This is a genomic window from Pseudomonas sp. S2_E02 (genome assembly GCF_054668355.1).
In genome coordinates this window covers 6,210,395-6,235,852 of the sequence record NZ_CP162761.1, presented here as the reverse complement: position 1 = coordinate 6,235,852, position 25,458 = coordinate 6,210,395, and the positions used below count along the sequence as shown (strand labels likewise).

Here is a 25,458-nt window from a genome sequence, read left to right as displayed (position 1 = left end):
GTCCCGGTTGAACGGGGCGGCGGGTTTTGTCGTTTCAGCCCTCAGTTCAAACCGTATCCACCTTCAACGAATGATCATTCAGCATCCCGCTGATGATCGTCGCCGTGTCATGCCCGCCGGCAACCACGCCGCCCGCCCCTGGCGTCACACCGTAATGGCTGGCGAGGTTGACGCCGGCCAGATCAATCGTCTGGTTCGGCGTGGCGCCGGCCATGGCGCTGACGTCGATGCTGGTGAGCAGCGAGGCGCCACTGCCGGTGACGGTGAAGTGCAGGTAGTCATCCAGTGAGGCGGTGGTGCCGTTCTCGCCTTGCAGCAGTTGCGACAGGTCAAGCTTGTCGGTGCCGGGGGTGAAGTCGGTGATCAGATCATGGCCGCTGTTGCCCTTGAGCCACTGGAAGGTGTCGGCCCCTGCGCCACCGGTCATGGTGTTATTGCCCATGCCGCCGATCAGCAGGTCATCACCGCCACCACCGTTGAGGATGTCGTTACCCAGGCCACCGTTGATCACGTTGTTATTGTTGTCGCCGGTCAGGGTGTCATTGAAGTTCGAGCCGACGAGGTTTTCGATGCCGGTCAGGGTGTCCGTCCCCGCGCCGACGGTGTTTTGCGCACCGAGCAGACCGAGGTTGACCGTCACCCCGGCGGTGGCGTGGGCGTAGCTGGCGGTGTCGATGCCGGTACCGCCGTCGAGCAGATCATTGCCCGGGCCGCTGTAGAGCAAGTCGTTGCCGGCGCCGCCGTGCAGTTCGTTGTTGCCGGAACCGGCGGTGAGCACATCGTTGCCGTCGCCCGCGTTGAGGATGTTGTCGCCGGTGCCGGCTACCAGCACGTCATCCCCCGAGGTGCCGGTGAGGGTGTGGCCGTCCTGATAGCTGATGGTCACGTTGGCCGTGTCGCTGCCGCCGTGGTTGTCGTTGGCGGTGTAGCTGCCGTGGAAGTCCGGGGTGACATCGTGGGCCCCGGCGTAATTGACTGTCATGGTCAGTTGGTAGTTTTCCGCCGCATTCGGGTTACCGCCACTGGTATTGCTGATGTTGGTGACGTGGATCTGGTAAGTGCCATCGGCGCTGGCGGTGATGGTGCCGCCATCGGCAATCGCGACAAACGCGCCACCGTTGAGCGAATACTCCAGAGTGACGTGCCCGGCCGCCAGGTTGTGATCCAGGTTCAGCGTTTCGCCCTGTTTCAGTTTGACCGTGATCAGGTCTTCATCGTTGGCATTGGCGTTGGTCACCGCGCCGAGGTAGCCGCTGATCACCAGCACCGCGGTCATCGCTGCGGTGTTGGCGGCGAAGGCATTGCGCACATCGGCCAGGGTCTGGTTGGCAGCAGTGTTGCTGTTGCCGTTGAACGTGATCGCACCGGTGCCGGTGAAGTCCGCGCCCTTCGCTATCCAACCAGTATTGAAGGTGGTCGGTGTGGCGTTGAGCGTATCGCCATTCGGATCGGTGTCGTTGGCAAGCAGCAACTCGCCCGGCACCACGATGTTGCTCGACAACACGTTGGTGATGACGTGATCGTCCACCGCCACGGGTGGCGCGTTGGGGATCACTTTCACGGTCAGCGTCGAGCTGGCGAGGTCGCCGTCGTTGTCGCTGAGGGTGAAGCCGATGTTCTCGGTAATCACCACCGCCGTGGTTTTCTGCGAGGTGTAGCTGTAGTCGCCGGTGTCGAGGTTGATCACCAAGGTGCCGCTGTTGTTGGTGGCGATGCTCAACGTGTTGTTTACGGTATTGAAGGTGCCATGGTTGACGCCACCGGTGGCGGTCAACGAGCCTTGGCCGCTGAGAGCCTTCGGATCGTAGGTGTAAGTGGTGCCGTCAACGACGATGGATTTGATGAAGCCGCCATCGGCGCCGAAGGTACCGCCCTCGCCCAGCAACGAACCGGTGACCGGCGCGCCTTCTACGGTGCCGGACAGCACCGAGTTGAGCTGATTGAGATCGGTTACCACCACCGCGTTGGTGTTGGTGTGGGTGATGCCGTCGTACGCCAGCGGATCAAGGTTGGCGTTACTCACGCCGCTGCCCAGGCCAATCGCGTAGTTCTTGATGTTGTTGGCATCGAGGAAGTTTTTCAGCGCGGCTTCATCAGCGGCGTTGATGTCGCCCTCGTTGGGTTTGCCGTCCGAGAAGAAGTAACCGACGTTCTGTGCCCCGGTGAGTTTGCCCGAGGTGTTGAACGCGGTTTGCATGACCGCCACCGCGGCGTCGTAGTTGGTGCCGCCACCCGCGGACAGACCGGCGAGAATCGTCTTCGCGGTCGCCACATCGACCCATACCGACGTTCTGTCAGTGGCGTTGCTGCTGAAGGTGACGAGCTGGACTTTGACATCGCCGAGGTCATCGTACTTGTCAAGCAAGGCACTGATCGCCTGCTTGGCCAGGTCCAGCCGCGACAGGCCCGGCACACCGGAGGCGTCGGCCATACTGCCGGAGATATCGAGCACGATGAGCAGGTTGGAATCGATCTCCACCGCCGCTACCGAACGATCCGAGGCCACCGCTTTTGGTACGTCATCGACGATGTTCACCACAAGGGTGCTGGTGGTGCTGTTGCCCAGTGCATCGGTGGCTTTGTAGGTGAAACTTTCGCTCAGGGTGTTCGCCCCGTCGTTGGCGCTCGGCGAGGTTTTCGGCGCCGAGGTCAGCGTGTAGGTGTAGGTGCCGTCGGCGTTGAGCTGGATCTGCCCGTAGCTGCCGGTGGCGCTGCCGACCAAGGTGTAGGTAATCGCGCCCGTACCGCCGGTAACTGCGCCGACCAGCGTGCCGGTCGCGGTTTCACCGGTGTTGGTCGGATCGCTGCCGGTGACCGTACCGGCGGCCAGATCCTGGCCGTCCTTGGTCAGGTCGAGGGCTTTTTCATAGACCGTTACGTCCTGATCGACCGAGGCCACCAGCTTGCTGTCGGCAACGTTGACGGTGATGGTTGTGGTGCTTTCATCGCCGTCGCTGTCGCGAATGGTGTAGGTGAAAGTGTCGGTGGCGCCCGGTGGGCTCACCGAATTCGGGTTGCTGTGATAGACGGCGTTGCCCGCCGCATCGAGGGTCAGGTAACCGAAGTTGCCGTTGATGTTGCTGTTGAGGCCGCCGATGGCCGAAGTGCCGGTGTTGCTGCCGGCGCGCACGCCGACCACAGTGGCGGCGCCATCGGCACCGCTGATGTCATTGCCCAACACGCTGATGTTGACCGTACCACCCTCCGCCACCGAGCCGGTGTCGGGTTTGGCGGTCGGCAGGTCATCGATGATGTTGACGTTGATCTGGCCGCTGGCGGTGCTGCCATCGGTGTCGGTGGCCACCACGTTGAAGTTTTCGGTGAGACTGTTGGCACCGTTGCCGGTCGGATGGGCTTCGTTGTCGACCAGGGTGTAGCTGTAACTGACCACGCCAGTGGCTGGGTTGTAACCGGTGACGGTGAAGGTGCTGCCCAGCGGCGAGACGACGGATTGCGGGAAGCCTGCGGCGACACCGTTGGTGACCACGGCAATGCCGCCGACGGTGAGGGTTTGCAGACCATCAAGCGCCGTGACGGTGAAGGTGCCGCTCTGGGTCAGTGCCGGAGTGTCGGGGCTGGTGCCGTCGCTGAGGTTTTTCTCGAAGACGGTGAGCTCGCCGCCGTTGACGTCGAGGCCGTTGAGCACCACCGGATCGTCGTTGTTGTGGATGTTCAGCACCAGGTTGGCGGTGCTGGTGTCGCCGTCGGCATCAGTCAGCGTGTAGGTGAACGTCTCGGTGCCGTTGCCACCGCCGTGCAGGTTTTTGAAGTCGGCATCGTTGGGGTTCAGCGTGTAGGTGTACGTGCCGTTGGCGTTGAGCACCAGCGTGCCGTAAGTGCCGGTGAACGTGCCGGCGGTGATCGGCCCGGCATTCGGTCCGGTCGCGACCACATCGGCGCCTTGCACATCGTTGGTCAGGACATTGCCGGTCAGGGTCAGTTGCGTTTCCGAGGCGCTGTTGGCGTTGCTATCGTTCATCGCCTTGGGCACGTCATCGACGATGCTGACAACGATGGTGCTGGTGACAACGTTGCCCAGCGAATCAGTGGCCTGATAGGTAAAGGTTTCGCTCAGGGTGTTGGCGCCGTCGTCGGCATGCGGCGTGGTGCTCGCCGGTGAGGTCAGGGTGTAGGTGTAAGTCCCGTTGGGGTTGAGGACGATCTGCCCGTAGTTGCCGGTGGCACTGCCAACCAGCGCGTAACTGATCGCGCCGACCGCGCCGGTGACCGCGCCGACCAGGGTGCCGGACGCAGTTTCGCCGGTGCTGGTCGGGTCGCTGCCGGTGACCGTACCGGGCGCCAGATCTGCGCCGTCCTTGGTCAGGTCCAGCGCTTTCTCGTAAACGGTGACGTCGGTGTCGCTGGTCGCGTACAGCTTGCTGTTGGCGACATCGATGGTGATGGTGGTGGTGCTTTCATCACCGTCGGAATCGCGTACGGTATAGGTGAACACATCCACCGCGCCCGGGCCGTTCACCGCGTTGGGGTTGCTGTGATAGACCGCGTTGCCATTGGCATCCAGGGTCAGGTAGCCGTAGGTGCCGTTGATGTTGCTGTTGAGGCCGCCGATGGCCGAAGTCGAGGTGTCGGCGCCTGCGCGCACGCCGACCACTGCACCGGTCACCGCCGGGCCGTCGGCGCCGCCAATGTCATTGTCCAACACATTACCGCTGACCGTGCCGCCCTCCGCCACCGAAGCAGAATCAGGATGAGCGCTGGGCAGATCATCGACGATGTTTACGTTGATCTGGCCGCTGGCCGTGCTGCCATCGGTGTCCGTCGCCACCACGTTGAAGTTCTCGGTGATGCTGTTGGCGCCGTTGGCGTTCGGATGGGTTTCGTTGTCGACCAGGGTGTAGCTGTAACTCACCACACCGGTCGTCGGGTTGTAACCGGTGATGGTCAACGTGCTTCCGAGCGGCGTGACGATCGATTGCGGGAAGCCTGCGGCCACGCCGCCGGTGACCACGTTGATGCCGCCCACGGTCAGGGTTTGCAGACCGTCGAGGGCGGTGACGGTGAAGGTGCCGCTCTGGGTCAACGCGGGAGTGTCGGGGCTGGTGCCGTCACTGAGGTTTTTCTCGTAGACGGTAAGTTCGCCGCCGTTGACGTCGAGGCCGTTGAGGTAGACCTGATCGTCGTTGTTGTGGATGTTCAGCACCAGATTGGCAGTGCTGGTATCACCATCCGAATCAGTGATGGTGTAGGCGAAGGTTTCCGTGCCATTGCCACCGCCGTGCAGGTTTTTGAAGTCGGCGTCATTGGTGTTGAGGGTATAGGTGTAAGTGCCGTTGGCGTTCAGCACCAAGGTGCCGTAAGTCCCGGTGAACGTGCCCGGGGTTACCGGCCCGGTCGGTACGCGGTCGGCGCCTTGCACGTCGTTGGTCAAAACGTTGCCAGTCAGAGTCAGCAAGGTTTCCGAGGCGGTGCCGGCGTTGCTGTCATCCACGGCTTTTGGCAAGTCGTCGACGATGTTCACGTCGAGGGTGGCATTGGCGGTGGTGCCGTTGTCATCGACTACGGTAACGGCGAACTGCTCAGGCAGATTGTTCGCACCGTTGGCGGTTGGGTGGGCTTCGTTGTCGACCAGGGTGTAGCTGTAGCTGACCACGCCGGTGGTGGCGTTGAAACCGGTGATGGTCAGCGTGCTGCCGAGTGGAGTGGTTACGGATTGTGGGAAACCTGCCGCTACGCCATTGGTAACGACAGCAATGCCACCGACAGTCAGGGTCGTGACGCCATCAAGTGCGGTGATGGTGAACGTGCCGCTTTGGGTCAACGCGGTGGAATCCGGTGCGCTGCCGTCGCTGAGGTTTTTCTCGTAGACGGTGAGTTCACCGCCATTCACGTCGAGGCCGTTGATGATCACCGGATCGTCGTTGTTGTGGATCTGCAGAACGAGATTCGCCGTGCTGGTATCACCGTCGGAATCGGTGATGGTGTAGGCGAACGTCTCGGTACCGTTGCCACCGCCGTGCAGGTTTTTGAAGTCGGCGTCATTGGTGTTCAGCGTGTAGGTGTAAGTACCGTTGGCGTTGAGTACCAAGGTGCCGTAAGTCCCGGTGAAAGTGCCTGGGGTTACCGGCCCGGTGGGTACGCGGTCGGCGCCTTGCACATCGTTAGTCAGGACATTGCCAGTCAGGGTCAGCAAGGTTTCCGACGCGGTGCCGGCGTTGCTGTCATCCACGGCTTTTGGCAGGTCATCGACGATGTTCACATCGAGGGTGGCGTTGGCAGTGGTGCCGTTGTCATCGACCACGGTGACGGCGAACTGCTCTGGCAGATTGTTCGCACCGTTGGCGGTTGGGTGCGCTTCGTTGTCGACCAGGGTGTAGCTGTAGCTGACCACGCCGGTGGCAGCGTTGAAACCGGTGATGGTCAACGTGCTGCCTAATGGCGTCGTGACCGATTGCGGGAAACCTGCCGCTACGCCGTTGGTAACGACGGCGATGCCACCGACAGCCAGGGTCGTCACGCCGTCCAGCGCGGTGATGGTGAACGTGCCGCTTTGGGTCAACGCGGTGGAATCCGGTGCGCTCCCGTCAGTGAGATTTTTCTCGTAAACGGTGAGTTCGCCGCCATTGACGTCGAGTCCGCTGATGACCACCGGATCGTCATTGTTATGGATCTGCAGAACGAGATTCGCCGTGCTGATATCACCGTCCGAATCGGTGATGGTGTAGGCGAAGGTTTCCGTGCCATTGCCACCGCCGTGCAGGTTTTTGAAATCGGCATCGTTGGTGTTCAGCGTGTAGGTGTACGTGCCGTTGGCGTTGAGCACCAAGGTGCCGTAGGTCCCGGTGAAAGTGCCCGGGGTTACCGGCCCGGTCGGTACGCGGTCGGCGCCTTGCACGTCGTTGGTCAAAACGTTGCCGGACAGAGTCAGCAAGGTTTCCGACGCGGTGCCGGCGTTGCTGTCATCCACGGCTTTTGGCAGGTCATCGACGATGTTCACGTCGAGGGTGGCATTGGCGGTGGTGCCGTTGTCATCGACCACGGTGACGGCGAACTGCTCTGGCAGATTGTTCGCGCCGTTGGCGGTTGGGTGCGCTTCGTTGTCGACCAGGGTGTAGCTGTAGCTGACCACGCCGGTGGCAGCGTTGAAACCGGTGATGGTCAACGTGCTGCCCAGCGGCGTAGTGACCGATTGCGGGAAACCGGCGGCCACACCGTTGGTAACGACAGCAATGCCACCCACAGTCAGCGTCGTGACGCCATCGAGTGCGGTGATGGTGAACGTGCCGCTTTGGGTCAACGCGGTGGAATCCGGTGCGCTGCCGTCAGTGAGATTTTTCTCGTAGACCGTCAGCTCGCCGCCTTCGACGTTCAGGCCATTGATGACCACTGGATCGTCGTTGTTGTGGATCTGCAGCACCAGATTCGCCGTGCTGGTATCCCCGTCGGAATCGGTGATGGTGTAGGCGAAGGTTTCCGTGCCATTACCGCCACCGTGCAGATTTTTGAAGTCAGCGTCATTGGTGTTCAGCGTGTAGGTGTAGGTGCCGTTGGCGTTGAGTACCAAGGTGCCGTAAGTGCCGGTGAACGTGCCTGGCGTAACGGGACCGGTGGGCACACGGTCGGCACCTTGCACGTCATTGGTCAGCACATTGCCGGTCAGCGTCAGTTGAGTCTCTGAAGCCGTACCATTGCTGTCATCGAAGGCTTTCGGCACGTCGTCGGTGATGTTGACGTCGAGCGTGCCGGTCGCGGTGTCGCCATTACTGTCACCAGCAATCACCGTGAACTGTTCGCTGAGGTTGTTCGCGCCGTCGCCGGCCGCGTGGCTTTCATTGCCATTGAGGGTGTAGCTGTAACTGACCACGCCCGTCGCCGGGTTGTAACCGGTGATGGTCAGGGTGTTGCCCAGTTGCGTGGTGATCGATTGCGGGAACCCGACCGCTACGCCGCCGTTGATCAGGTTGATGCCGCCAATGCTCAGGCTGGTCAGACCGTCCGGCGCCGACACAGTGAAGCTGCCGCTTTGCGTGAGGGCGCCAGGATTGGCCGCCGAGCCGTCAGGCAGATTGGCTTCATTGAGATTGAGTTCGCCACCAGCCACATCCAGGCCGGTAAGGGTTACCGGATTGTTGACCGGTGGCGGCACCACGACTGCCGGGGTGTTGTCGCCGTTGTCGATCACCGCGTTGTGGCGTTCTTCAGGGAATTCGGGAATACCGCCGAACCCGGCGGTAGGGAAACCGATGATCGGGTCGACCCGGCCGCCGACTTCGGTCAGCAAGACAAAACTGTGGCCGCCGCCCAATTCACCCGGTGCCCCGCCCGGTGCCCCGCCCGGGGCATTCGGGCCGGCGGCAGTGGCTTCGGCGTTTTTGCTCGGGTCATCACCGGCGGCGATGGCTTTCTGGATTTGCTCAACGTCAGTCAGTTGCGCTTCGCTCGGGGTCACCGCCTCTGGCGCATTCACGTGCGCCGCTTGATCGGCCAGCAATTGGCCAGTCATGGTCAGGCTGCTGTCACGGCCCAGGGTCAGTTCCTGGCCGTTTTGCAGATGAACGGCGACGGCGCCTTCTGCGCCGGTGATCAGTTGATCGCCGGCAAACAGGCGATCCCCCTTAACCAGTGCGCGTTTAGTGCCGTCGGCTGACTGGGCGAAAACCTGGCCAATGACTTTGGTGACTATCCCGATGAGCGTTGCCATGTGAAATCCTCCGCTGCCGACCACCGTCGGCACTGGTAAGCGAAGCAGCCCATGGCTCAATCGGGTTGTTGGAGGCGACGCTCGCACCTTCAACAGTTCGTTTCGCAGGTGGCTTATTCCGGAAACATCAGTGCTATCAAGCACTTCCGCATCCTGATCAAAGCCATACGCCTACTAACGCTACGTAACGGTGGTGAATCACCCGAGTGACAAAAATCTGTCGCCCATCAGCCGCTACGCGTCCCTCCCCTTCAGCAGTACTTCGCCGTATGTCGCAAAGTGAATGGAACTTTCCTCAAGCCTTTTTGCGCTCCCTAAAGCGCATAAAACAAAGGCTTTCATGCTGAACAATGTGCCGGTTTTTACAAAGCGCATAAGTTTTTTTCGGCATAAGCCTTATGAAAATTTTTTCTTAGCTACGCTTCAGGATGTTCTTAGCTCTGTTGTTACAAGAGTGAAACGCCTACACCTAAAAATATCGTCAAATATTTGGCGACAGTAACACACCATCAGGACTCAGGGAGATGCACCCATGCGCGTTCTAACCCCCCTCTGCAGCGCGGTTTTGCTGGCCATGGCTTGCACTTCTCAAGCTCAGGCCATGAACCTCACCGAGGCGATTCAAAGCACCATCGCCACTCACCCGGAACTGGCCTCGCGCGTGGACGCCCGCCTGTCGGCTGATGAACAAGTCAAAGTCGCCAAGGGCGGTTTCTATCCGTCCGTCGATTTGAACGCCGCCTATGGCCGTGGCTACAGCGACAACACCAACACCCGGGCCTTCGGCAATCACCACACCGAAATCCTCAATTACACCCAGTCCGAGCTGCGCCTGCGGCAGATGCTGTTCGACGGTTTCAACACCGCCAACGAAGTCGAGCGCACCAAAGGCGTGTCCAATTCGCGCGCGTACTACGCGCAAGGCACCGCCCAGGATCTGGCCCTGCGCACCATCGAGGTCTACCTCGAAGTGCTCAAGCGCCGCGAACTGGTGACCCTGGCTCGCAACAACCTGCAGGCGCACTTGCGGGTCAACGATCAGATTGGCCTGCGCACCGAGCGTGGCGTCGGCAGCACCGCTGACTCCGATCAATCGGTCGCTCGTAAGGCCTTGGCACAGAACAACCTCGACACCGCCGAAGTCGATCTGTCTGACGCCGAAGCCAACTTCTACAGCGTGGTCGGGCGCATGCCCGATGAGCTGGAAACCCCGGCCTCAACCCGTGGCGAACTGCCGACCGAATTGCGTGAAGCCCAGCAGAGCATGGTCGACAACAACCCGTATCTGAAGTCCGCCCAGGCTGACGTGCAATCGGCCGAGAGCCAGTACGAAGTCGCCAAGTCGCCGTTCTATCCACGCTTCGACGCGGAAGCGGCCGTCGGCGCGAACAACAACGTGCAAGGCGATGAAGGCCACGACAACGAATGGCGCGTCGGTGTGGTGATGAACTACAACCTGTTCCGAGGCGGCAGCGACAAGGCGCGCCTGGCCTCCGATGCGCACCAGATCAACCAGGCGATGGACATCCGCAACAACGCCCTGCGTCAACTCAACGAGAACATTCGCCTGGCCTGGAACGCCATGCAGAACGCGAAGAAACAGACCCCGACCGCCCGCGAATACGCGGAAACCACCAAACGCGTACGCGCCGCGTATCAGGATCAGTTCGGCCTCGGCCAACGCACCCTGCTCGACTTGCTCGACAGTGAGAACGAGCTTTACAACGCCAACCGTCGCTACACCGAAATCCGCTACACCGAGGAGTATTCGATGTACCGCGTGCTGGCGAACATGGGCCAGTTGCTGAGCAAACAACGAGTGGTGCTGCCGGCCGATGCGATCGCTGCGACCGAGGTCAAAAACGAAGCGCGCCTGCCCGAGCTGAAATAAGTCCACTGTTGATCGTTCCCACGCTCTGCGTGGGAATGCCTCAATGGACGCTCTGCGTCCGCTTTGGGACGCGGAGCGTCCCGGGCTGCATTCCCACGCGGAGCGTGGGAACGATCAATGTGTGGATTCCCCTGCCCGTTCAACAGAGGCGATCAATATGACCAGCATGGAACCCGGCCACACCGGGATCGATCCGCGGCTGAGCTTCGATGATCCGTTACTCGACGGTCTGTTGATCCTCTGCAAACTGCATGGCGCGACTGTCAGCCGCGCCAGCCTGAGTGCCGGGTTGCCCCTGAACAAGCAACGCCTGAGTCTGGACCTGCTGCCCCGCGCAGCAGCCCGGGCCGGGTTGCAGGCGCGGATTCTGCGCCGTGAACTGAAAGACATCTCAGCACTGAATCTGCCGATTCTGCTGCTGCTCAACGACGGTCGCACCGCTGTTCTGCGGCGCTTCAGCGACGACGGCAAAGCGCTGATCCTGCCCAGCGAAGCCGATGGCGGCGAGCAATGGATCAGCCGCGAAGAGCTCAGCGAGCACTACAGCGGCCAGGCCTTGTTCGCCCGTCCGCGCCACGAACTCGAAGACCTGCGCTCGCCGCTGGTGCCAAGGGTACATGCATGGTTTCGCGACACCCTGAAGCTGTCGAAATGGCTCTACAGCGATGCGATTCTCGCCAGTTTCCTGATCAACCTTTTAGGCCTGATGGTGCCGCTGTTCGTCATGCAGACCTACGACCGCGTGGTGCCGAATCAGGCCACCTCGACCTTGTGGGTGCTGTCGATCGGTTTGCTGATCGGCACCGGGTTCGAACTGGTCCTGCGGGTAGTTCGCGCGCACCTGCTCGACACCGCCGGCAAGAAAACCGATGTGATCCTTTCCGCGACTTTATTTGAACGCATCACCGGCATGTCGATGAAGGCACGGCCGGCGACCATCGGTGGTTTCGCCCAGAGCATTCATGACTTCCAGGGCCTGCGCGAATTCCTCACAGCGGTGACCCTGACCAGCCTGATCGACCTGCCCTTCGTCGTGCTGATGCTGGTGGTGATCGGCCTGCTCGGCGGCTGGCTGGTGGTGATTCCGCTGCTGGCGTTTCCGATCACCATCATCTTCGCGATGATCATTCAGGTGCGCCTTCGCGACACCGTGCAAAAGAGCCTGAGCCTCGGCGCTGAACGCCAGGCGGTGCTGATCGAAACCCTCGGTGGCCTGGAAACCCTCAAGGCTTGCAGCGCCGAAAGCGAGCGCCAGCACAAATGGGAGAGCACCCACGGCGCCCTCACCCGCCTCGACAGCCACGCGCGCAATCTGTCGGCGCTGGCCACTAACGGCACATTGTTCATTCAACAATTCTCGGGGATGGCGACGATTGTCGCCGGGGTCTACAGCATCATCGCTGGAAACCTCAGCGTCGGTGCGCTGGTTGCCAGTTACATGCTCGGCAGCCGCGTGCTTGCGCCGCTGGGACAGATTGCCGGGTTGATCACCCGCTATCAGCAAGCGCAACTGACCATGAAAAGCACCGATGCGCTGATGGCCCTGCCGCAGGAACGCGACGGCAAGCAGCGGCCGCTGGAGCGCACGCAACTGCAAGGCGCACTCGACGTCAGCGGCGTGACCTTTCATTACAACGGCCAGAATGCGCCGGCACTGAGCAATGTTTCGTTCAGCCTGAAACCTGGTGAACGGGTCGGCATCATCGGCCGCAGCGGCTCGGGCAAAAGTACCTTGGCCCGTTTGGTCATGGGTTTCTATGAACCCGAGGAAGGCCAACTGCTGCTCGACGGCCTCGACCTGCGCCAACTCGATGTTGCTGACCTGCGTCAGCAGATCGGCTACGTCGCTCACGATCTGCCGCTGCTGGCCGGCAGCCTGCGTGACAACCTGACCCTCGGCGCACGTTACATCAGCGATGCGCGGATGCTCGAAGTCGCCGAACTGACCGGCGTTACCGAACTTGCCCGCCAGCATCCGCAAGGTTTCGACCGGCCGGTGGGCGAGCGCGGGCAATTGCTCTCCGGCGGTCAACGTCAGGCCGTTTTGCTCGCGCGATCCTTGTTGCTCGATCCACCGATCATGCTGCTCGACGAACCCACCAGTGCCATGGACAACAGCAGCGAAGACCAACTGCGGCAGAAGCTGCACGGCTGGGTGCAAGACAAGACACTGCTGCTGGTCACCCACCGCACTTCAATGCTGAGTCTGGTGGACCGCTTGCTGGTGCTGGACAACGGCCGGGTCGTCGCCGACGGTCCGAAAGAAGCGGTCATCGATGCACTGCGCAAGGGCCGTGTCGGCTCGGCGGCGGTTTAGGAGTTGCCCCATGTCTGCTTCCACCGATAGCAAAGATCGCGGCTACTTCGACAGTTTCGGCAAAAGCGCCGAAGCCGAATTCATGCCGGAAACCGCCGGGGCCTCGTTACAGGATTCGCCGCGCTGGTCGCGGATCACCGTGTGGCTGGCGGCGGCGCTGCTGATCAGCGCAGTGGTCTGGGCCAAATTCGCCGTGCTCGAAGAAGTGACCATGGGCGAAGGCAAGGCGATTCCATCGAGCAAGGTGCAGGTGATCCAGAACCTTGAAGGCGGGATCGTCACCGAGATTTTCGTCCGCGAAGGGCAAATGGTGAACAAGGGCGACACGTTGCTGCGCCTGGATGACACACGCTTTCGCTCGAACAAGGGTGAGAGCGAGGCCGATCGTTATGCGTTGACCGCGCAGGTCGAGCGACTGTCGGCGGAGGCCGAGGGCCGGCCGTTCAAGCTCTCCGATGAGGTGATCGCCAAGGCACCGCAAGTCGCCGAGGACGAACGCTCACTGTACGAACAACGCCAGCGCCGCTTGGCCAGCGAGCAGCGCACGCTCAGCGAACAACTGCGGCAGAAAACCCAGGAACTCGCCGAGTTTCGCTCCAAGCAAGGCCAGTTCAGTTCCAGTCTGGCGTTGCTGCAGCAAGAAATGAACATGTCCGAACCGTTGGTGAAAACCGGGGCGGTGTCACCCGTGGAAATTCTCCGCCTCAAGCGCAGCGCGGTAGAAATCCGAGGCTCATTGAACGCGACAACGCTGGCTATCCCCCGCGCCGAATCGGCGATTGCCGAGATCCGCAGCAAGATCGACGAGTCGGAACAAACCTTCCGTTCGGAAGCGGCGAAAGAGCTGAACGAGAAACGCACCGACCTGTCGAAAATCACCGCCACCAGCATCGCCATCGACGACCGCGTCACCCGCACTACGGTGACTTCACCGGTGCACGGGGTGATCAAGCAATTGAAGGTCAACACCATTGGCGGCGTGGTGCAGCCGGGCAGCGACATGGTCGAAATCGTGCCGCTGGAAGACAACCTGCTGATCGAGGCCAAAGTGCGGCCGCAGGACGTCGCGTTCCTGCATCCGGGCCAGAAGGCCATGGTCAAGTTCAGTGCCTACGACTACACGATTTACGGTGGGCTGAGTGCCAAGCTGGAGTTGATCGGTGCGGACACGATTACCGATGACAAGGGCAACAGCTTTTATCTGATTCAGGTGCGTACCGATAAAAACCATTTGGGCGGGGATGTGAAACCGTTGCTGATTATTCCGGGGATGGTGGCGACGGTGGACATTATTACCGGGGAGAAAAGTGTCTTGGATTACCTGCTCAAACCCGTGCTGAAAGCGCGGACCGAGGCGATGCGCGAGCGCTAGCCAATGATCGTTCCCACGCTCCGCGTGGGAATGCCGCCCGGGACGCTCCGCGTCCCTTCACGACGGTGACGCAGAGCGTCACTGGATGCATTCCCACGCAGAGCGTGGGAACGATCATTTGTCGCCATGGTTACGCTGAAAGGTCTCCGCCCCCATCGCCGCAATCTGCCCCTCGATCAACGCCTCGAACGGCTTGAGCAAAGGCTCGAATGAAGCCGGCGCCTCCAGCGTTTGCAACGCCTGCACAATCGCCTCAATCGTCGACAACGCTCCCGGTCCCGGTGCCTTGCGCAAGCGATACCGCGACACCCCGCCCTCGGCCAGCGTCACCCGGGGCAGCGCCGCCAGTAATGGATTGAGGTGCAACATCTTGCGCGCCTTGCGCCAGGTGCCATCCGGCACCACCAGCAACAACGGTTCCTCGGACTCACCGTAAGCCTGCATCGGCTGCGCGTCATCGGCCGGAAACAACAACCGCGCCCGATACCCCGGGCGGCTTAACAGCGTCGGCAAATCCTCGAACACCTCACCGACGATCAGCTCGGCATTGCTCAACCCCAGCGCTGCCAGACGCGCGGTATTCAACGCGTGATTAACCTCGCTCGGATGCTGCAACAGCAACACCCGCGTGCGACTGTCGAGGCTCGGGATCAGCGGGCAAAGGCAATGGGTTTGTGGGCGCAGGCAGCGCGGGCATTGAGGTCTGGACATCATTCTTAAGCCTGATTGAGCTGTGCTTTAAGCAAATCACGGAAGGTCTGGATCAGCGGCTCGCGACTACGGCCGCGGCGCATGATCATCGAAAACGGCGCCTGGTAACCGAAGGTCGCCGGCAGCAACACACGCAAGTCACCCTTGTCGGCCCAAGCCTGAGCATAGTGCTCCGGCAAGTAACCGATGTAGGCGCCGGACAGCACCAGAATCAGCTGCGCTTCCATACTTTCCACGGTGGCGGCGCTGTGTTTGAAGCCGTGCCGGGCCAGCTCGGCCTGGCTCCAGTAACCGCGTCCGACCATGCGCTGTTGAGTGATGACCTGCTCAGGAATCCGCCGCTCGTTGAATAACGGATGGCGGCTACTGCAATACAACCAGTGCTGCTCGCGGTACAGCGGCATGTAGACCAGACCGCTCATGCGCGTGGAAAACGCACCGATGGCCAGATCGAGACGGTTGTCCTGCACACCGAGTTGCAGTTCGTACGGGCTCATCACCGACAAATGCAAATGCACCGCCGGGTGTTCCTGACTGTAAGCGCCGATGGCTTCGGCGAAGGGCAGTGCCTTGTCGCTGACGGTAGAGTCGATGACGCCAAGGTTGAGCGTGCCACGCAATTCGCCCTTGAGCGCAGCGGCGTATTGCTCGAAACCTTCGAGCTCGGCGAGCAGGCGCAGGGTTTCCTGATGGAACAGCTCACCCTTGCTGGTCAGGCTGAACCCACCGCGGCCGCGATGGCATAGCACCAGGCCGAGCGCGGCTTCGAGCTGGCTCATGTAGGTGCTGATCGCCGAGGTCGACAGGTTGAGTTCCTGCTGGGCGTTGGCGAAACCCTGATGACGGACGACGCTGACGAAGATGCGCAACAGTTTCAGGTCGGGTAAAGCGTTGGCCATGTCTGCTCCGGGGTTTGCAACTGCGTGTCTGTGGGAAAAGCCCCTCACCCCAGCCCTCTCCCCGAGGGAGAGGGAGCTGATCTCCATGGCTTTCAAATCCTGAGTTCGACTCGATTTTTCAGGTCGATGCAGATTCCGCCAACAACTCGGTCGGCCCCCTCTACCTCTGGGAGAGGGCTGGGGTGAGGGCAGCAATCCCCAGCCGATCACAATCTTGAACCCGCCAAAGTCTAATCCCAGCCCCGCCATTAGTTTAGAAAAATCTGAACTAAGTTTTTGCCCGTAGCGATTCTTTCCCCTCACTACATTTCGCATCATCGGCCCCACAGCGGCGCCCGCTCCCCTGCTCCACGGCGCGCCGACATAAATAAAACAAAGACGATGAGGCCTTACCCGTGGACAAGATTCTTCACCAACCACTGGGCGGCAACGAAATGCCGCGCTTCGGCGGCATCGCCACCATGCTCCGACTCCCCCATGTACCGACCGCTGCCGGCCTGGACGCTGCCTTTGTTGGCGTGCCCCTGGACATCGGTACTTCGCTGCGTCCCGGCACCCGCTTCGGGCCACGCGACATCCGCACCGAATCGGTGATGATCCGCCCGTACAACATGGCCACCGGCGCGGCGCCATTCGACTCGCTGTCGGTCGCCGACATCGGTGACGTGGCGATCAACACCTTCAACCTGCTCGACGCCGTGCGCATCATCGAAGAAGCCTACGACAACATCCTCGAGCACAACGTGATCCCGATGACCCTGGGTGGCGACCACACCATCACCCTGCCGATCCTGCGGGCGATTCATAAAAAGCACGGCAAGGTCGGTCTGGTGCACATCGATGCTCACGCTGACGTCAACGATCACATGTTCGGCGAGAAGATCGCCCACGGTACGACCTTCCGTCGCGCCGTCGAAGAAGGCCTTCTGGACTGCGACCGCGTGGTGCAAATTGGTCTGCGTGCGCAGGGTTACACCGCTGATGACTTCAACTGGAGCCGCGATCAGGGCTTTCGCGTCGTACAAGCCGAAGAGTGCTGGCACAAGTCGCTGGCGCCACTGATGGCCGAAGTGCGCGAGAAAGTCGGCGGCGGTCCGGTGTATCTGAGCTTCGACATCGACGGCATCGATCCGGCCTGGGCACCGGGCACCGGCACCCCGGAAATTGGTGGTCTGACGACCATTCAGGCGATTGAAATCGTTCGCGGCTGCCAAGGCCTCGACCTGATCGGTTGCGATCTGGTAGAAGTCTCGCCCGCTTATGATACCACCGGCAACACCTCGCTGCTGGCCGCCAACCTGCTGTACGAAATGCTCTGCGTACTGCCTGGCGTGGTCCATCGCTGAGGGTCGGGTCATGAACGAACGTGATCAGGTTCTGCAAGCGGCCGCCGATCTGGTGTCCGCCTTCGCCCGTAACGATCGCGAAGCTTACTTCGGCGCCTTCAGCGCCGATGCGAGTTTCGTTTTCTACACCCTCGAACAGCCGCTGCTGTCGCGCGATGCCTATAAGGCCTTGTGGGACAGCTGGCGCGCCGAGGATGGCTTCGAGGTGCTGTCGTGCACGTCGAGCAACGCCTTCGTCAGCCTGCAAGGTGATGTAGCGATTTTCATCCATGACGTGGCCACCGAGCTGCGCATGCAAGGGGAGCAACACTTCAGCCAGGAGCGCGAGACGATTGTTTTCAAGAAACAAGCGTCGAGCCTAGAACAACAAGGCCATTGGCTGGCCTGCCACGAACATTTGTCCGCAATGCCGGAAGGGCTGCCATCCCCTTAGCCAAGACAGGTGACGCTCACGCACGATGAGCGCGCCTTTATGATCGGAGCAGATCATGAATAACAACAACAACGACCAAAGCCTTACGCAGATTGAAACCCACGGGGTCGAACAGATCCCGGACCACGAACGCAGCGCAGGCCCGACGGACTTGTTCCGGATGATCTTCGGTGGTTCGAATACCTTTGCCACCGCCGTGCTCGGCAGTTTCCCGGTGCTGTTCGGTCTGTCTTTTCAGGCCGGCGTCTGGGCGATTGTGTCGGGTGTGCTGCTTGGCTCGCTGATCCTCGCGCCGATGGGTCTGTTCGGCCCGCTCAACGGCACCAACAATGCCGTGTCGTCGGGTGCGCATTTCGGCGTGCATGGGCGCATCGTCGGTTCGTTCCTGTCGCTGTTGACCGCTATCGCGTTTTTCTCGCTCTCGGTGTGGAGTTCGGGCGATGCGCTGATCGGCGGTGCAAAACGCCTGATCGGTCTGCCGGAAACCGACCTGACTCTGGGCCTGGCCTACGGTCTGTTCGCAATTCTGGTGCTGACCGTGTGCATCTACGGCTTCCGCTTTTTGCTGTGGGTGAACAAGATCGCGGTGTGGAGCGCCAGCCTGTTGTTCCTGCTGGGCATCTTCGCCTTCGCCGGTCCTTTCGATGTGAACTACGCCGGTACGGTGAGCCTAGGTCAGCCGGGCTTCTGGGCCGCGTTCATCGGTGCTGCGCTGGTGGCGATGAGCAACCCGATTTCCTTCGGCGCGTTCCTCGGCGACTGGTCGCGCTACATCCCGCGTGACACCTCCAAACAACGGATCATGGCAGCGGTCGTGCTGTCGCAGATCGCCACGTTCATCCCGTTCCTGTTCGGCCTGGCCACCGCGACCATCGTCGCGATCAAGGCGCCGGACTACATCGCGGCGAACAACTATGTCGGTGGTTTGCTGGCGGTGTCGCCGAGCTGGTTCTTCCTGCCGGTGTGCCTGATTGCGGTGATCGGCGGCATGTCCACCGGCACCACCTCGCTGTATGGCACCGGGCTGGACATGTCCAGCGTATTCCCCCGCGTGCTGTCGCGAGTGAAAGCGACGCTGCTGATCGGCGTGCTGTCGATTGCCTTCATCTTCATCGGGCGCTTCGCGGCCAACCTGGTGCAGAGCGTGTCGACTTTCGCCGTGCTGATCATCACCTGCACCACGCCATGGATGGTGATCATGATCATCGGCCTCTTGGTGCGTCGCGGCTTCTACTGCCCGGATGACCTGCAAGTGTTCACGCGCGGCGAACAGGGCGGTCGCTACTGGTTCAGCCACGGCTGGAACTGGCGCGGTCTGGGCGCATGGATCCCGAGCGCGGCGGTTGGTTTGTGCTTCGTCAATTTGCCGGGGCAGTTCGTTGGCCCGTTGGGTGAAATGGCCGGCGGTATCGACATCAGTTTGCCGGTGACCCTGGGCCTGGCTTCGGTGGTGTACCTGACGCTGCTGAGCCTGTTCCCGGAACCGCGCGAAGTGTTCGGCCCGACGGATGCCCGCAGCCAAGTCGGGGAGTCGTCGGCTAAAGCGCAAGCTGCCTGAGTAAACGCCTACCCCCTGTGGGAGCGAGCTTGCTCGCGAAAGCGATCTGTCAGTCACATCACTTTTGAATGTGCCGCCGCCTTCGTCGGATCGCCGCCCGGAGCAAGCTCGCTCCCACAGGGAGATTCGAATCAGCCTCACATAAAAAAGACAATCGGAGACACGCCATCATGGCTTTGGATTTATTCGTCGTCCTCATCTACGCCGCCGGCATGCTCTTGCTTGGCTACTTCGGCATGCGCAAGGCCAAGACCAACGAGGACTTTCTCGTCGCCGGTCGTAACCTCGGCCCAAGCTTGTACATGGGCACCATGGCCGCGACTGTTCTGGGTGGCGCGTCGACCGTCGGCACCGTGCGTCTGGGCTACGTGCATGGCATCTCCGGCTTCTGGCTGTGCGCGGCTCTGGGTTGCGGCATCGTTGCGCTGAACCTGTTCCTCGCCAAACCGCTGCTGAAACTGAAGATCTACACCGTTACCCAGGTCCTGGAAAAACGCTACAACCCGATGGCCCGCTCGGCGAGCGCGGCGATCATGCTGGCCTACGCACTGATGATCGGCGTGACCTCGATCCTGGCGATCGGCACCGTCCTGCAAGTGCTGTTCGGCCTGCCATTCTGGGTGTCGGTATTGCTCGGCGGTGGCGTAGTGGTGATCTACTCGGCGATCGGCGGTATGTGGTCGCTGACCCTGACCGACATCGTCCAGTTCATCATCAAGACCGTGGGCCTGATGTTCATCCTGTTGCCGATCTGCCTGTACCGCGTCGGCGGTTGGGACGAACTGGTGCTGAAACTGCCGGCGACTGCCTTCAGCTTCACCACCATCGGCTGGGACACGATCATCACCTACTTCATGATCTACTTCTTCGGCATCCTGATCGGTCAGGACATCTGGCAACGGGTGTTCACCGTCAAGACCGCCAAAGTCGCGCAATACGCCGGCAGCATCGCCGGCATCTACTGCATCGTCTACGGCCTGGCCTGCGCGCTGATCGGCATGGCTGCACACGTGCTGATTCCGGATCTGGACAACGTCAACAACGCCTTCGCCGCCATCGTCAAACTGTCGCTGCCGGACGGCATCCGTGGCCTGGTGATCGCTGCAGCACTGGCGGCAATGATGTCCACCGCTAGTGCTGGCCTCCTTGCCGCCGCCACCACGCTGACTGAAGACCTGCTGCCAAAACTGCGTGGCGGCAAACAGTCGAGCCTGGGCGTCAACCGCCTGTTCACCCTGCTGACCGGTGTCGTGGTGCTGGGTATCGCGCTGGTGGTAAATGACGTGATCAGCGCCCTCACCCTCGCCTACAACCTGTTGGTCGGCGGCATGCTGGTTCCGCTGATCGGTGCGATATTCTGGAAACGCGCAACCACCGCCGGCGCCATCGCCAGCATGGGCCTGGGCTTCGCCACCGCACTGCTGTTCATGTTCAAGGACGGTCTGGATGCCAATACGCCGATCTACTACAGCCTGGCGGTGGGTCTGGTGAGTTTTGTCGTGGTCAGCCTCGCCTCGCGCCGTCCTGTCTCGGTGGCCCGCGCGATCTAAGCTGAAACATAACGACTTGATGCTTTCTTCGACGAGTGTGGCGTCGGTTGCCACACTCGTTTTTTTACGCTTGGAGAAAAGTACCGATGAAGATCGTTTCTCGTGATCAGTGGTTTGAAGTGCAGCACCTGAGTGATGGCATTCGGTTGATTCACGAGCCGTATATCCGCCCGTTTTACCGCTGCAACCTCTGGCATGTGCAGGGCCGTGACAAAGACCTGCTGCTGGACAGCGGCTCAGGACTGGTCAGCCTGCGCGAACAGTTGCCGTGGATTACCGAGCGGCCACTGGTGGCAGTGGCCAGTCATTGCCATTTCGACCATATCGCCGGGCATCACGAATTTGCTGAACGGCTGGTGCATCCGGCCGAAGCGGACATTCTGGCCGCGCCGGATGGCGAAAACGACTTGAGCCGCGCTTTCGTTGGCGACGACATGTTCGAAGCGCATCCGGATTGCCCGTTGTGCTACGCCGAATACCGGGTCAAAGCCGCGCCGGCGACCGGGTTTGTCGAGGACGGTGATGTGCTCGATCTGGGCAATCGCACGCTGCAGGTACTGCATACACCGGGGCATTCGCCGGGCGGCATCAGCCTGTATGAGGCGGCGACTGAAACGCTGTTCAGCGGCGACATCATTTACGACGGGCCGCTGATCGAAGACGCCTACCACTCCAATCTTGAGGATTACGCCGCCAGCCTGCGACGTTTGCAGGCGTTGCCGATCCGCACGGTGCATGGCGGGCACTTCGGCAGTTTTTCCGGGGAGCATTTGCGTTCGATGATTGACGAGTGGTTGCGCGGCCACGTCTGAGGCCTGCTTCACTCAAGCACAACAACAATCAGAAATATCTGCCATGAGAAGAGCTGCCGTGCGTGCCGCCGTGCACCGATATATCCGGCGTCTGTTGGAAACCCGCGAATTCAACGACAACACCAGCCTTGTGCAACTGGGCCTGGAGAAAGCCGATATAGAAGATCTGATCTTTCATCTGGAAGATGAATTCGGCCTGACGGCGTTTACCGCCGAGGAAGACCGCATGCTCAAGACCGCGAAGACCGCGAATGACTTGAGCCGGTTTTTGCTGGAAATCGGGCGGCACTGAAAACAAAAGATCGCAGCCTTCGGCAGCTCCTACACGGACTAATGCAGGAGCTGCCGAAGACTGCGATCTCTTGATCTTGAATCCTTGATCTCGGATCGGGGGCGTTACCGGCGCCGTTGTTGACGGCGGCGCTGCTCGTCATCGGTGCGGATCGGGACAGGTTGCAGAGGCGGTTCGATCAAGCCAAGGGCAACACCCAAGTCGTGCAGCCAGTTTTGAATTTTCTCTTTCATCGTCATGCCCCCTTCAGGGTGGTGCTGAGCGGCCGGAATTCTGAGGCCGCTTCGCACTGATAATAGTCCGAAGTCCTACGTAATGCTCGGCCAAATCCGCAATGATCTGTTACTGAATTGAACAGAATATGCCGCCATTGGTTCAGGCTGTTTCTCGGGTTTCAATCTGAGCCGCAGGATAGACAGCCTGCTGCACCTCGATCCATGCATTGAGGTTGGCGCCGACCATGCCCTTGCGCCACATGAGCCACGTTGTCGCACCCACAAATGGCTCGGCCAATGGATGCACCGCGACGCTGTCACGCCCCGGCAGACTGGCCAGCATCGACTCCGACATCAGCGCCACGCCACTGCCGGCAATTACACAGGCGAGCATGCCTTGATACGACTCGATCTCCATCGCCCGGCCCATAGTCGCGTGATAGTGCGAAAACCACGCCTCCAGGCGCATGCGGTAGGAACAGCCGCGACGAAAGGTGAACACCGAACGCCCTTCAACATCCCGCGCGCTGCGCACCGGCGGATGATCGATTTCAGTGATCAACACCAACCGCTCCTCGCACAACGGCACGCCGTCGAGCCCGGCGAGTTCCAGCGGGCCGTCGACCAACGCGGCATCAAGGCGCCCGGTGAGCAACCCCTCCAGCAACTCGCCACTCGGTGCTGACTGCACTTGCAGATTCACCGCTGGATAGCGCTTGTGATACTGCGCCAGCAGCGCCGGCAGATGAATCGCCGCCGTGCTGTACATGGTGCCCAGAGCGAAGTCACCGGCGGGTTTGCCGCCCATCACCGCCGCACTGGCCTGATCGCGCAGGGCGAAGAGTTTACCGGTGTAGTCCAGCAGGACTTTTCCTGCAGGCGACAGTTGCAAACGCTGACGCTCACGGACGAATAACTCGACACCGAGCTGCTCCTCCAGTTGCTTGAGCCGGGTCGATAGATTCGATGGCACGCGGTGCAGGCGTTCCGCAGCGCGGGTGATGGAACCTTCCTCGGCCACGGCCTGGAAGATCCGTAGTTGGCTGAATTCCACAACCTTTCTCCAGAACAGAACAAGTTACTCACTATTATTCAATTTTAAAGAAAGTCAATCAGTCCTAGCCTGACGGTCATTGATCCTTCAAAGGAATCCCGACCATGTCGCCGCTTATTCGCTTATCTGCCTGCTTCGTGGCCCTGATGATGGCCATGGGCATCGGACGTTTCGCTCTCACCCCGCAAATGCCGCACCTGCTCAGCGAAGGTCAGATCGACCTGACAGCCGCTGGTCTGATTGCAGCGGCCAACTACCTCGGTTACTTGCTCGGCGCGGTGGACGCGATGTTCGCCCATCGTCCGCAACAGGTTCAGCGGCGCCTGCACGGTGGCTTGTGGCTGTGTGTGCTGCTGACCCTGGCATCGTTCTGGGCCGATGGTTTTTGGTCGCACCTGGTGCTGCGCTTCGGCACCGGGGTGGCGAGTGCCTGGGTGCTGGTGATGATCACGACTTTAAGCCAACCGTTGGCTGCGGCAGCGGGTCGTCCACGTTTGGGCGCACTGGTATTCGCCGGACCGGGTTTAGGGATTTTTCTGACAGGATTGTTGGCACTGGTCTCACATCTGCTCAACCAGACTTCCGCGACGTTGTGGCTGATTTACGCAGCGGCTGCGTTGGTGATGATGCTGGGGGTCTGGCGACTGCTGCCTAAGCCCGTCGCAACGGCTGCGGTTGCAGTGGCGGCAGGCAATCCATCGAATCGCGGCATCGGGCGGCTGGCCGTGATTTATGCGCTGTACGGCGTCGGCTACATCATTCCCGCGACCTTCCTGTCGCAGATGGCCACTGGGCAATTTCACGGACAATGGCAGGCGGACTTGTTCTGGCCGTGCTTCGGTCTGGCCGCGGCGCTTGGCGTGTTGCTGGTGAGTCTACGGCGTCACGATCCCGAAACGACGCGCCACTGGTTGATGGCGACGTTGTGGCTGCAAGCGGCCGGTGTCTTTGCCTGCCTGCTCGGCAGTGGCCTGGGCCTCGCACTGGGCGTGATCCTCTGTGGCACACCGTTCCTCGCCTGCATGCAACTGGTCATGCAACGCTCGCGGGAACTGGCGCCGCATGCCACCCAACGCAATGCCGGCATGCTCACCGCGTGCTTCGCCGTCGGCCAACTCAGCGGCCCGTTGCTGGCGGCGTTGAGCAGCCATTTCAGCGGCGGTTTGCAGCCAGCATTGGTAATCGCCGGCAGCGGATTGTTGATTGCCGGCGGTCTGGCGATGCAATCGACTAGCGCTGGCCCAGCGCTTTGCGCAAACGCCGACGCAGCCACTGCTCGGCGCTGACAAAAGTGATGCCGAACAGCACCAGTACAGCGCCAACGACGAAGTTCACAGTCAACTGTTCGCCGAGCAGCAACACGCCAAAGGTCACGCCGAACAGCGGCGTCATGAACGAAAACACCGCGAGGTTGGCTGCCAGATAACGGCGCAGCAGCCAGAACCAGATCAGGTAACTGAAGAACGACACCACCAGGCCCTGGAACAACACGCTGGCCACCGCCACGGTGGTCAGGCTGACGTGGGTGATCTGGCCGCTGAACAGCGCAATCAAGAGCAGCCCGATGAAGCCGACGATCAATTGATAGAACAGGGTCAGCGTCACCGGTGCTTCCGACAGACGCGAAGCGCGCACTACCACCGTGGTCGCGCCCCAACAGGCACCAGCCAATACGCCAAAGGCATCGCCGAGCAGCATGCGCCGGTCGAGGTTGTCCCACGACACACCGCCGGCAAAGGCAATCGCGATGCCGATGAAGGCGAGCAGGATGCCAAGCCATTGCAGCGGCCGCAGTCGCTCACTGGCCAGCAGAAAGTGCACACCCAACGCGGTGAAAATCGGTGCGGTGTAGAGGAACACCGACATGTGCGCAGCAGTGGTCAGTTGCAAGCCTTCGGCGATGAAAAAAAACTCCAGACCAAACAGCGCACCGGCCAGTAAGCCACCGCGCCAGGTCGTACCGACCTGATCCCAGCCGCCTTTCCAGCAGATCAGCAAACCGACCAGCAACGCGGAAATTCCCGAGCGCCCCGCCGCTTGCATAACCGGTGCGATGTCCGCTGCGGCCCACTTGATCATCACCTGTTGCACGCCCCAGATCAGGCAGAGGCCGATCATCACTTGCAGGGCAAAACTGTCGGCATTGCGCCGCTCGACACTCACCGCAACACCTCGAATACACACAACATGGCAGGCCATCCAATGGTCAGAAAACAGTGTCGAGGATTATCAATGACTCGAGCGCAAAAAGCCGTCTGGAAAAGACATTTTGTGCTTCATTGGCGCCAGTGGTGAATGGCTGTCGGCTACGCCGTCATTCGCGAACGAGCTCGCTCCCACTTTGGAATG

16 protein-coding genes are annotated in these 25,458 nt (G+C 60.9%); 10 read left to right on the top strand and 6 right to left on the bottom strand.

All coding sequences use genetic code 11. From position 1 onward, the window contains the following. Positions 1–46: 46 nt before the first annotated feature. Positions 47–8,659, bottom strand: coding sequence for a retention module-containing protein (locus AB4O01_RS27970; RefSeq protein WP_460090155.1), 8,613 nt, complete (start codon positions 8,657–8,659; stop codon positions 47–49). A gap of 532 nt (positions 8,660–9,191) precedes the next feature. On the opposite strand from AB4O01_RS27970, the gene AB4O01_RS27965 reads away from it, so the two are divergent. From AB4O01_RS27965 to AB4O01_RS27955, 3 genes are all read left to right on the top strand, one after another. Further along, the gene (locus AB4O01_RS27965; RefSeq protein ID WP_093438007.1) at positions 9,192–10,550 is read left to right on the top strand and encodes a TolC family outer membrane protein; all 1,359 of its coding nucleotides are present in this window, start codon (positions 9,192–9,194) and stop codon (positions 10,548–10,550) included. Between the two features lie 157 nt (positions 10,551–10,707). Next, positions 10,708–12,867 (top strand): type I secretion system permease/ATPase, encoded by a 2,160-nt coding sequence (locus AB4O01_RS27960; protein ID WP_460090154.1) that lies wholly within the window; start codon positions 10,708–10,710, stop codon positions 12,865–12,867. 10 nt (positions 12,868–12,877) lie between these two features. Then, positions 12,878–14,239 (top strand): HlyD family type I secretion periplasmic adaptor subunit, encoded by a 1,362-nt coding sequence (locus AB4O01_RS27955; protein WP_108225937.1) that lies wholly within the window; start codon positions 12,878–12,880, stop codon positions 14,237–14,239. Positions 14,240–14,353: 114 nt separating this feature from the next. Here the strand turns inward: AB4O01_RS27955 and AB4O01_RS27950 are convergent, their stop codons facing one another. Both AB4O01_RS27950 and AB4O01_RS27945 read right to left on the bottom strand, forming a co-directional pair. Next, positions 14,354–14,950 carry a tRNA-uridine aminocarboxypropyltransferase gene (locus AB4O01_RS27950; protein WP_460090153.1) on the bottom strand — a complete coding sequence of 199 codons (597 nt, stop codon included), beginning with the start codon at positions 14,948–14,950 and terminating at the stop codon, positions 14,354–14,356. 5 nt (positions 14,951–14,955) lie between these two features. Continuing rightward, a complete protein-coding gene (locus AB4O01_RS27945) occupies positions 14,956–15,849 on the bottom strand; it encodes a LysR family transcriptional regulator (RefSeq protein WP_007956593.1) in 894 nt (297 codons plus the stop codon). Positions 15,850–16,244: 395 nt separating this feature from the next. Here AB4O01_RS27945 and speB point away from each other — a divergent pair, with 395 nt between their 5' ends. From speB to AB4O01_RS27915, 6 genes are all read left to right on the top strand, one after another. Then, positions 16,245–17,195: an agmatinase gene (gene speB, locus AB4O01_RS27940; RefSeq protein ID WP_003222717.1), complete on the top strand. Its 951-nt coding sequence runs from the start codon at positions 16,245–16,247 to the stop codon at positions 17,193–17,195. Positions 17,196–17,205: 10 nt separating this feature from the next. Next, positions 17,206–17,628 (top strand): YybH family protein, encoded by a 423-nt coding sequence (locus tag AB4O01_RS27935; RefSeq protein ID WP_460090152.1) that lies wholly within the window; start codon positions 17,206–17,208, stop codon positions 17,626–17,628. 55 nt (positions 17,629–17,683) lie between these two features. Further along, positions 17,684–19,186, top strand: a complete 1,503-nt coding sequence (locus AB4O01_RS27930; protein ID WP_099758302.1) for a purine-cytosine permease family protein — start codon at positions 17,684–17,686, stop codon at positions 19,184–19,186. A 170-nt stretch (positions 19,187–19,356) separates the two neighbouring features. Next, positions 19,357–20,736: a sodium:solute symporter family protein gene (locus tag AB4O01_RS27925; protein ID WP_320337362.1), complete on the top strand. Its 1,380-nt coding sequence runs from the start codon at positions 19,357–19,359 to the stop codon at positions 20,734–20,736. 86 nt (positions 20,737–20,822) lie between these two features. Next, positions 20,823–21,548 (top strand): MBL fold metallo-hydrolase, encoded by a 726-nt coding sequence (locus tag AB4O01_RS27920; RefSeq protein ID WP_093438035.1) that lies wholly within the window; start codon positions 20,823–20,825, stop codon positions 21,546–21,548. 43 nt (positions 21,549–21,591) lie between these two features. Further along, positions 21,592–21,840, top strand: coding sequence for a phosphopantetheine-containing protein (locus tag AB4O01_RS27915; RefSeq protein ID WP_034153223.1), 249 nt, complete (start codon positions 21,592–21,594; stop codon positions 21,838–21,840). 104 nt (positions 21,841–21,944) lie between these two features. On the opposite strand, the gene AB4O01_RS27910 is transcribed toward AB4O01_RS27915, so the two are convergent. Together AB4O01_RS27910 and ptrR are read right to left on the bottom strand one after the other, a co-directional pair. Further along, on the bottom strand, positions 21,945–22,073 hold the full coding sequence (locus AB4O01_RS27910) for a PA1414 family protein (protein ID WP_007914492.1): 129 nt from the start codon (positions 22,071–22,073) through the stop codon (positions 21,945–21,947). 142 nt (positions 22,074–22,215) lie between these two features. Further along, a complete protein-coding gene (ptrR, locus tag AB4O01_RS27905; RefSeq protein ID WP_095125552.1) occupies positions 22,216–23,109 on the bottom strand; it encodes a putrescine utilization regulator PtrR in 894 nt (297 codons plus the stop codon). Positions 23,110–23,213: 104 nt separating this feature from the next. On the opposite strand from ptrR, the gene AB4O01_RS27900 reads away from it, so the two are divergent. After that, entirely contained in the window at positions 23,214–24,395 is a 1,182-nt protein-coding gene (locus AB4O01_RS27900; RefSeq protein ID WP_099758298.1) for an MFS transporter, read from the top strand. Here AB4O01_RS27900 and AB4O01_RS27895 read toward each other — a convergent pair. Beyond that, the gene (locus tag AB4O01_RS27895) at positions 24,340–25,272 is read right to left on the bottom strand and encodes a DMT family transporter (RefSeq protein ID WP_460090150.1); all 933 of its coding nucleotides are present in this window, start codon (positions 25,270–25,272) and stop codon (positions 24,340–24,342) included. The two genes, AB4O01_RS27900 and AB4O01_RS27895, sit on opposite strands and share 56 nt — an antisense overlap. Positions 25,273–25,458: the final 186 nt, after the last annotated feature.

Coding starts and splice junctions, on each gene's coding strand:
- AB4O01_RS27970 (WP_460090155.1), bottom strand. CDS start 8,659: ATGGCAACGCTCATCGGGATAGTCACCAAAGTCATTGGCCAGGTTTTC.
- AB4O01_RS27965 (WP_093438007.1), top strand. CDS start 9,192: ATGCGCGTTCTAACCCCCCTCTGCAGCGCGGTTTTGCTGGCCATGGCT.
- AB4O01_RS27960 (WP_460090154.1), top strand. CDS start 10,708: ATGACCAGCATGGAACCCGGCCACACCGGGATCGATCCGCGGCTGAGC.
- AB4O01_RS27955 (WP_108225937.1), top strand. CDS start 12,878: ATGTCTGCTTCCACCGATAGCAAAGATCGCGGCTACTTCGACAGTTTC.
- AB4O01_RS27950 (WP_460090153.1), bottom strand. CDS start 14,950: ATGTCCAGACCTCAATGCCCGCGCTGCCTGCGCCCACAAACCCATTGC.
- AB4O01_RS27945 (WP_007956593.1), bottom strand. CDS start 15,849: ATGGCCAACGCTTTACCCGACCTGAAACTGTTGCGCATCTTCGTCAGC.
- AB4O01_RS27935 (WP_460090152.1), top strand. CDS start 17,206: ATGAACGAACGTGATCAGGTTCTGCAAGCGGCCGCCGATCTGGTGTCC.
- AB4O01_RS27930 (WP_099758302.1), top strand. CDS start 17,684: ATGAATAACAACAACAACGACCAAAGCCTTACGCAGATTGAAACCCAC.
- AB4O01_RS27925 (WP_320337362.1), top strand. CDS start 19,357: ATGGCTTTGGATTTATTCGTCGTCCTCATCTACGCCGCCGGCATGCTC.
- AB4O01_RS27920 (WP_093438035.1), top strand. CDS start 20,823: ATGAAGATCGTTTCTCGTGATCAGTGGTTTGAAGTGCAGCACCTGAGT.
- AB4O01_RS27915 (WP_034153223.1), top strand. CDS start 21,592: ATGAGAAGAGCTGCCGTGCGTGCCGCCGTGCACCGATATATCCGGCGT.
- AB4O01_RS27910 (WP_007914492.1), bottom strand. CDS start 22,073: ATGAAAGAGAAAATTCAAAACTGGCTGCACGACTTGGGTGTTGCCCTT.
- AB4O01_RS27900 (WP_099758298.1), top strand. CDS start 23,214: ATGTCGCCGCTTATTCGCTTATCTGCCTGCTTCGTGGCCCTGATGATG.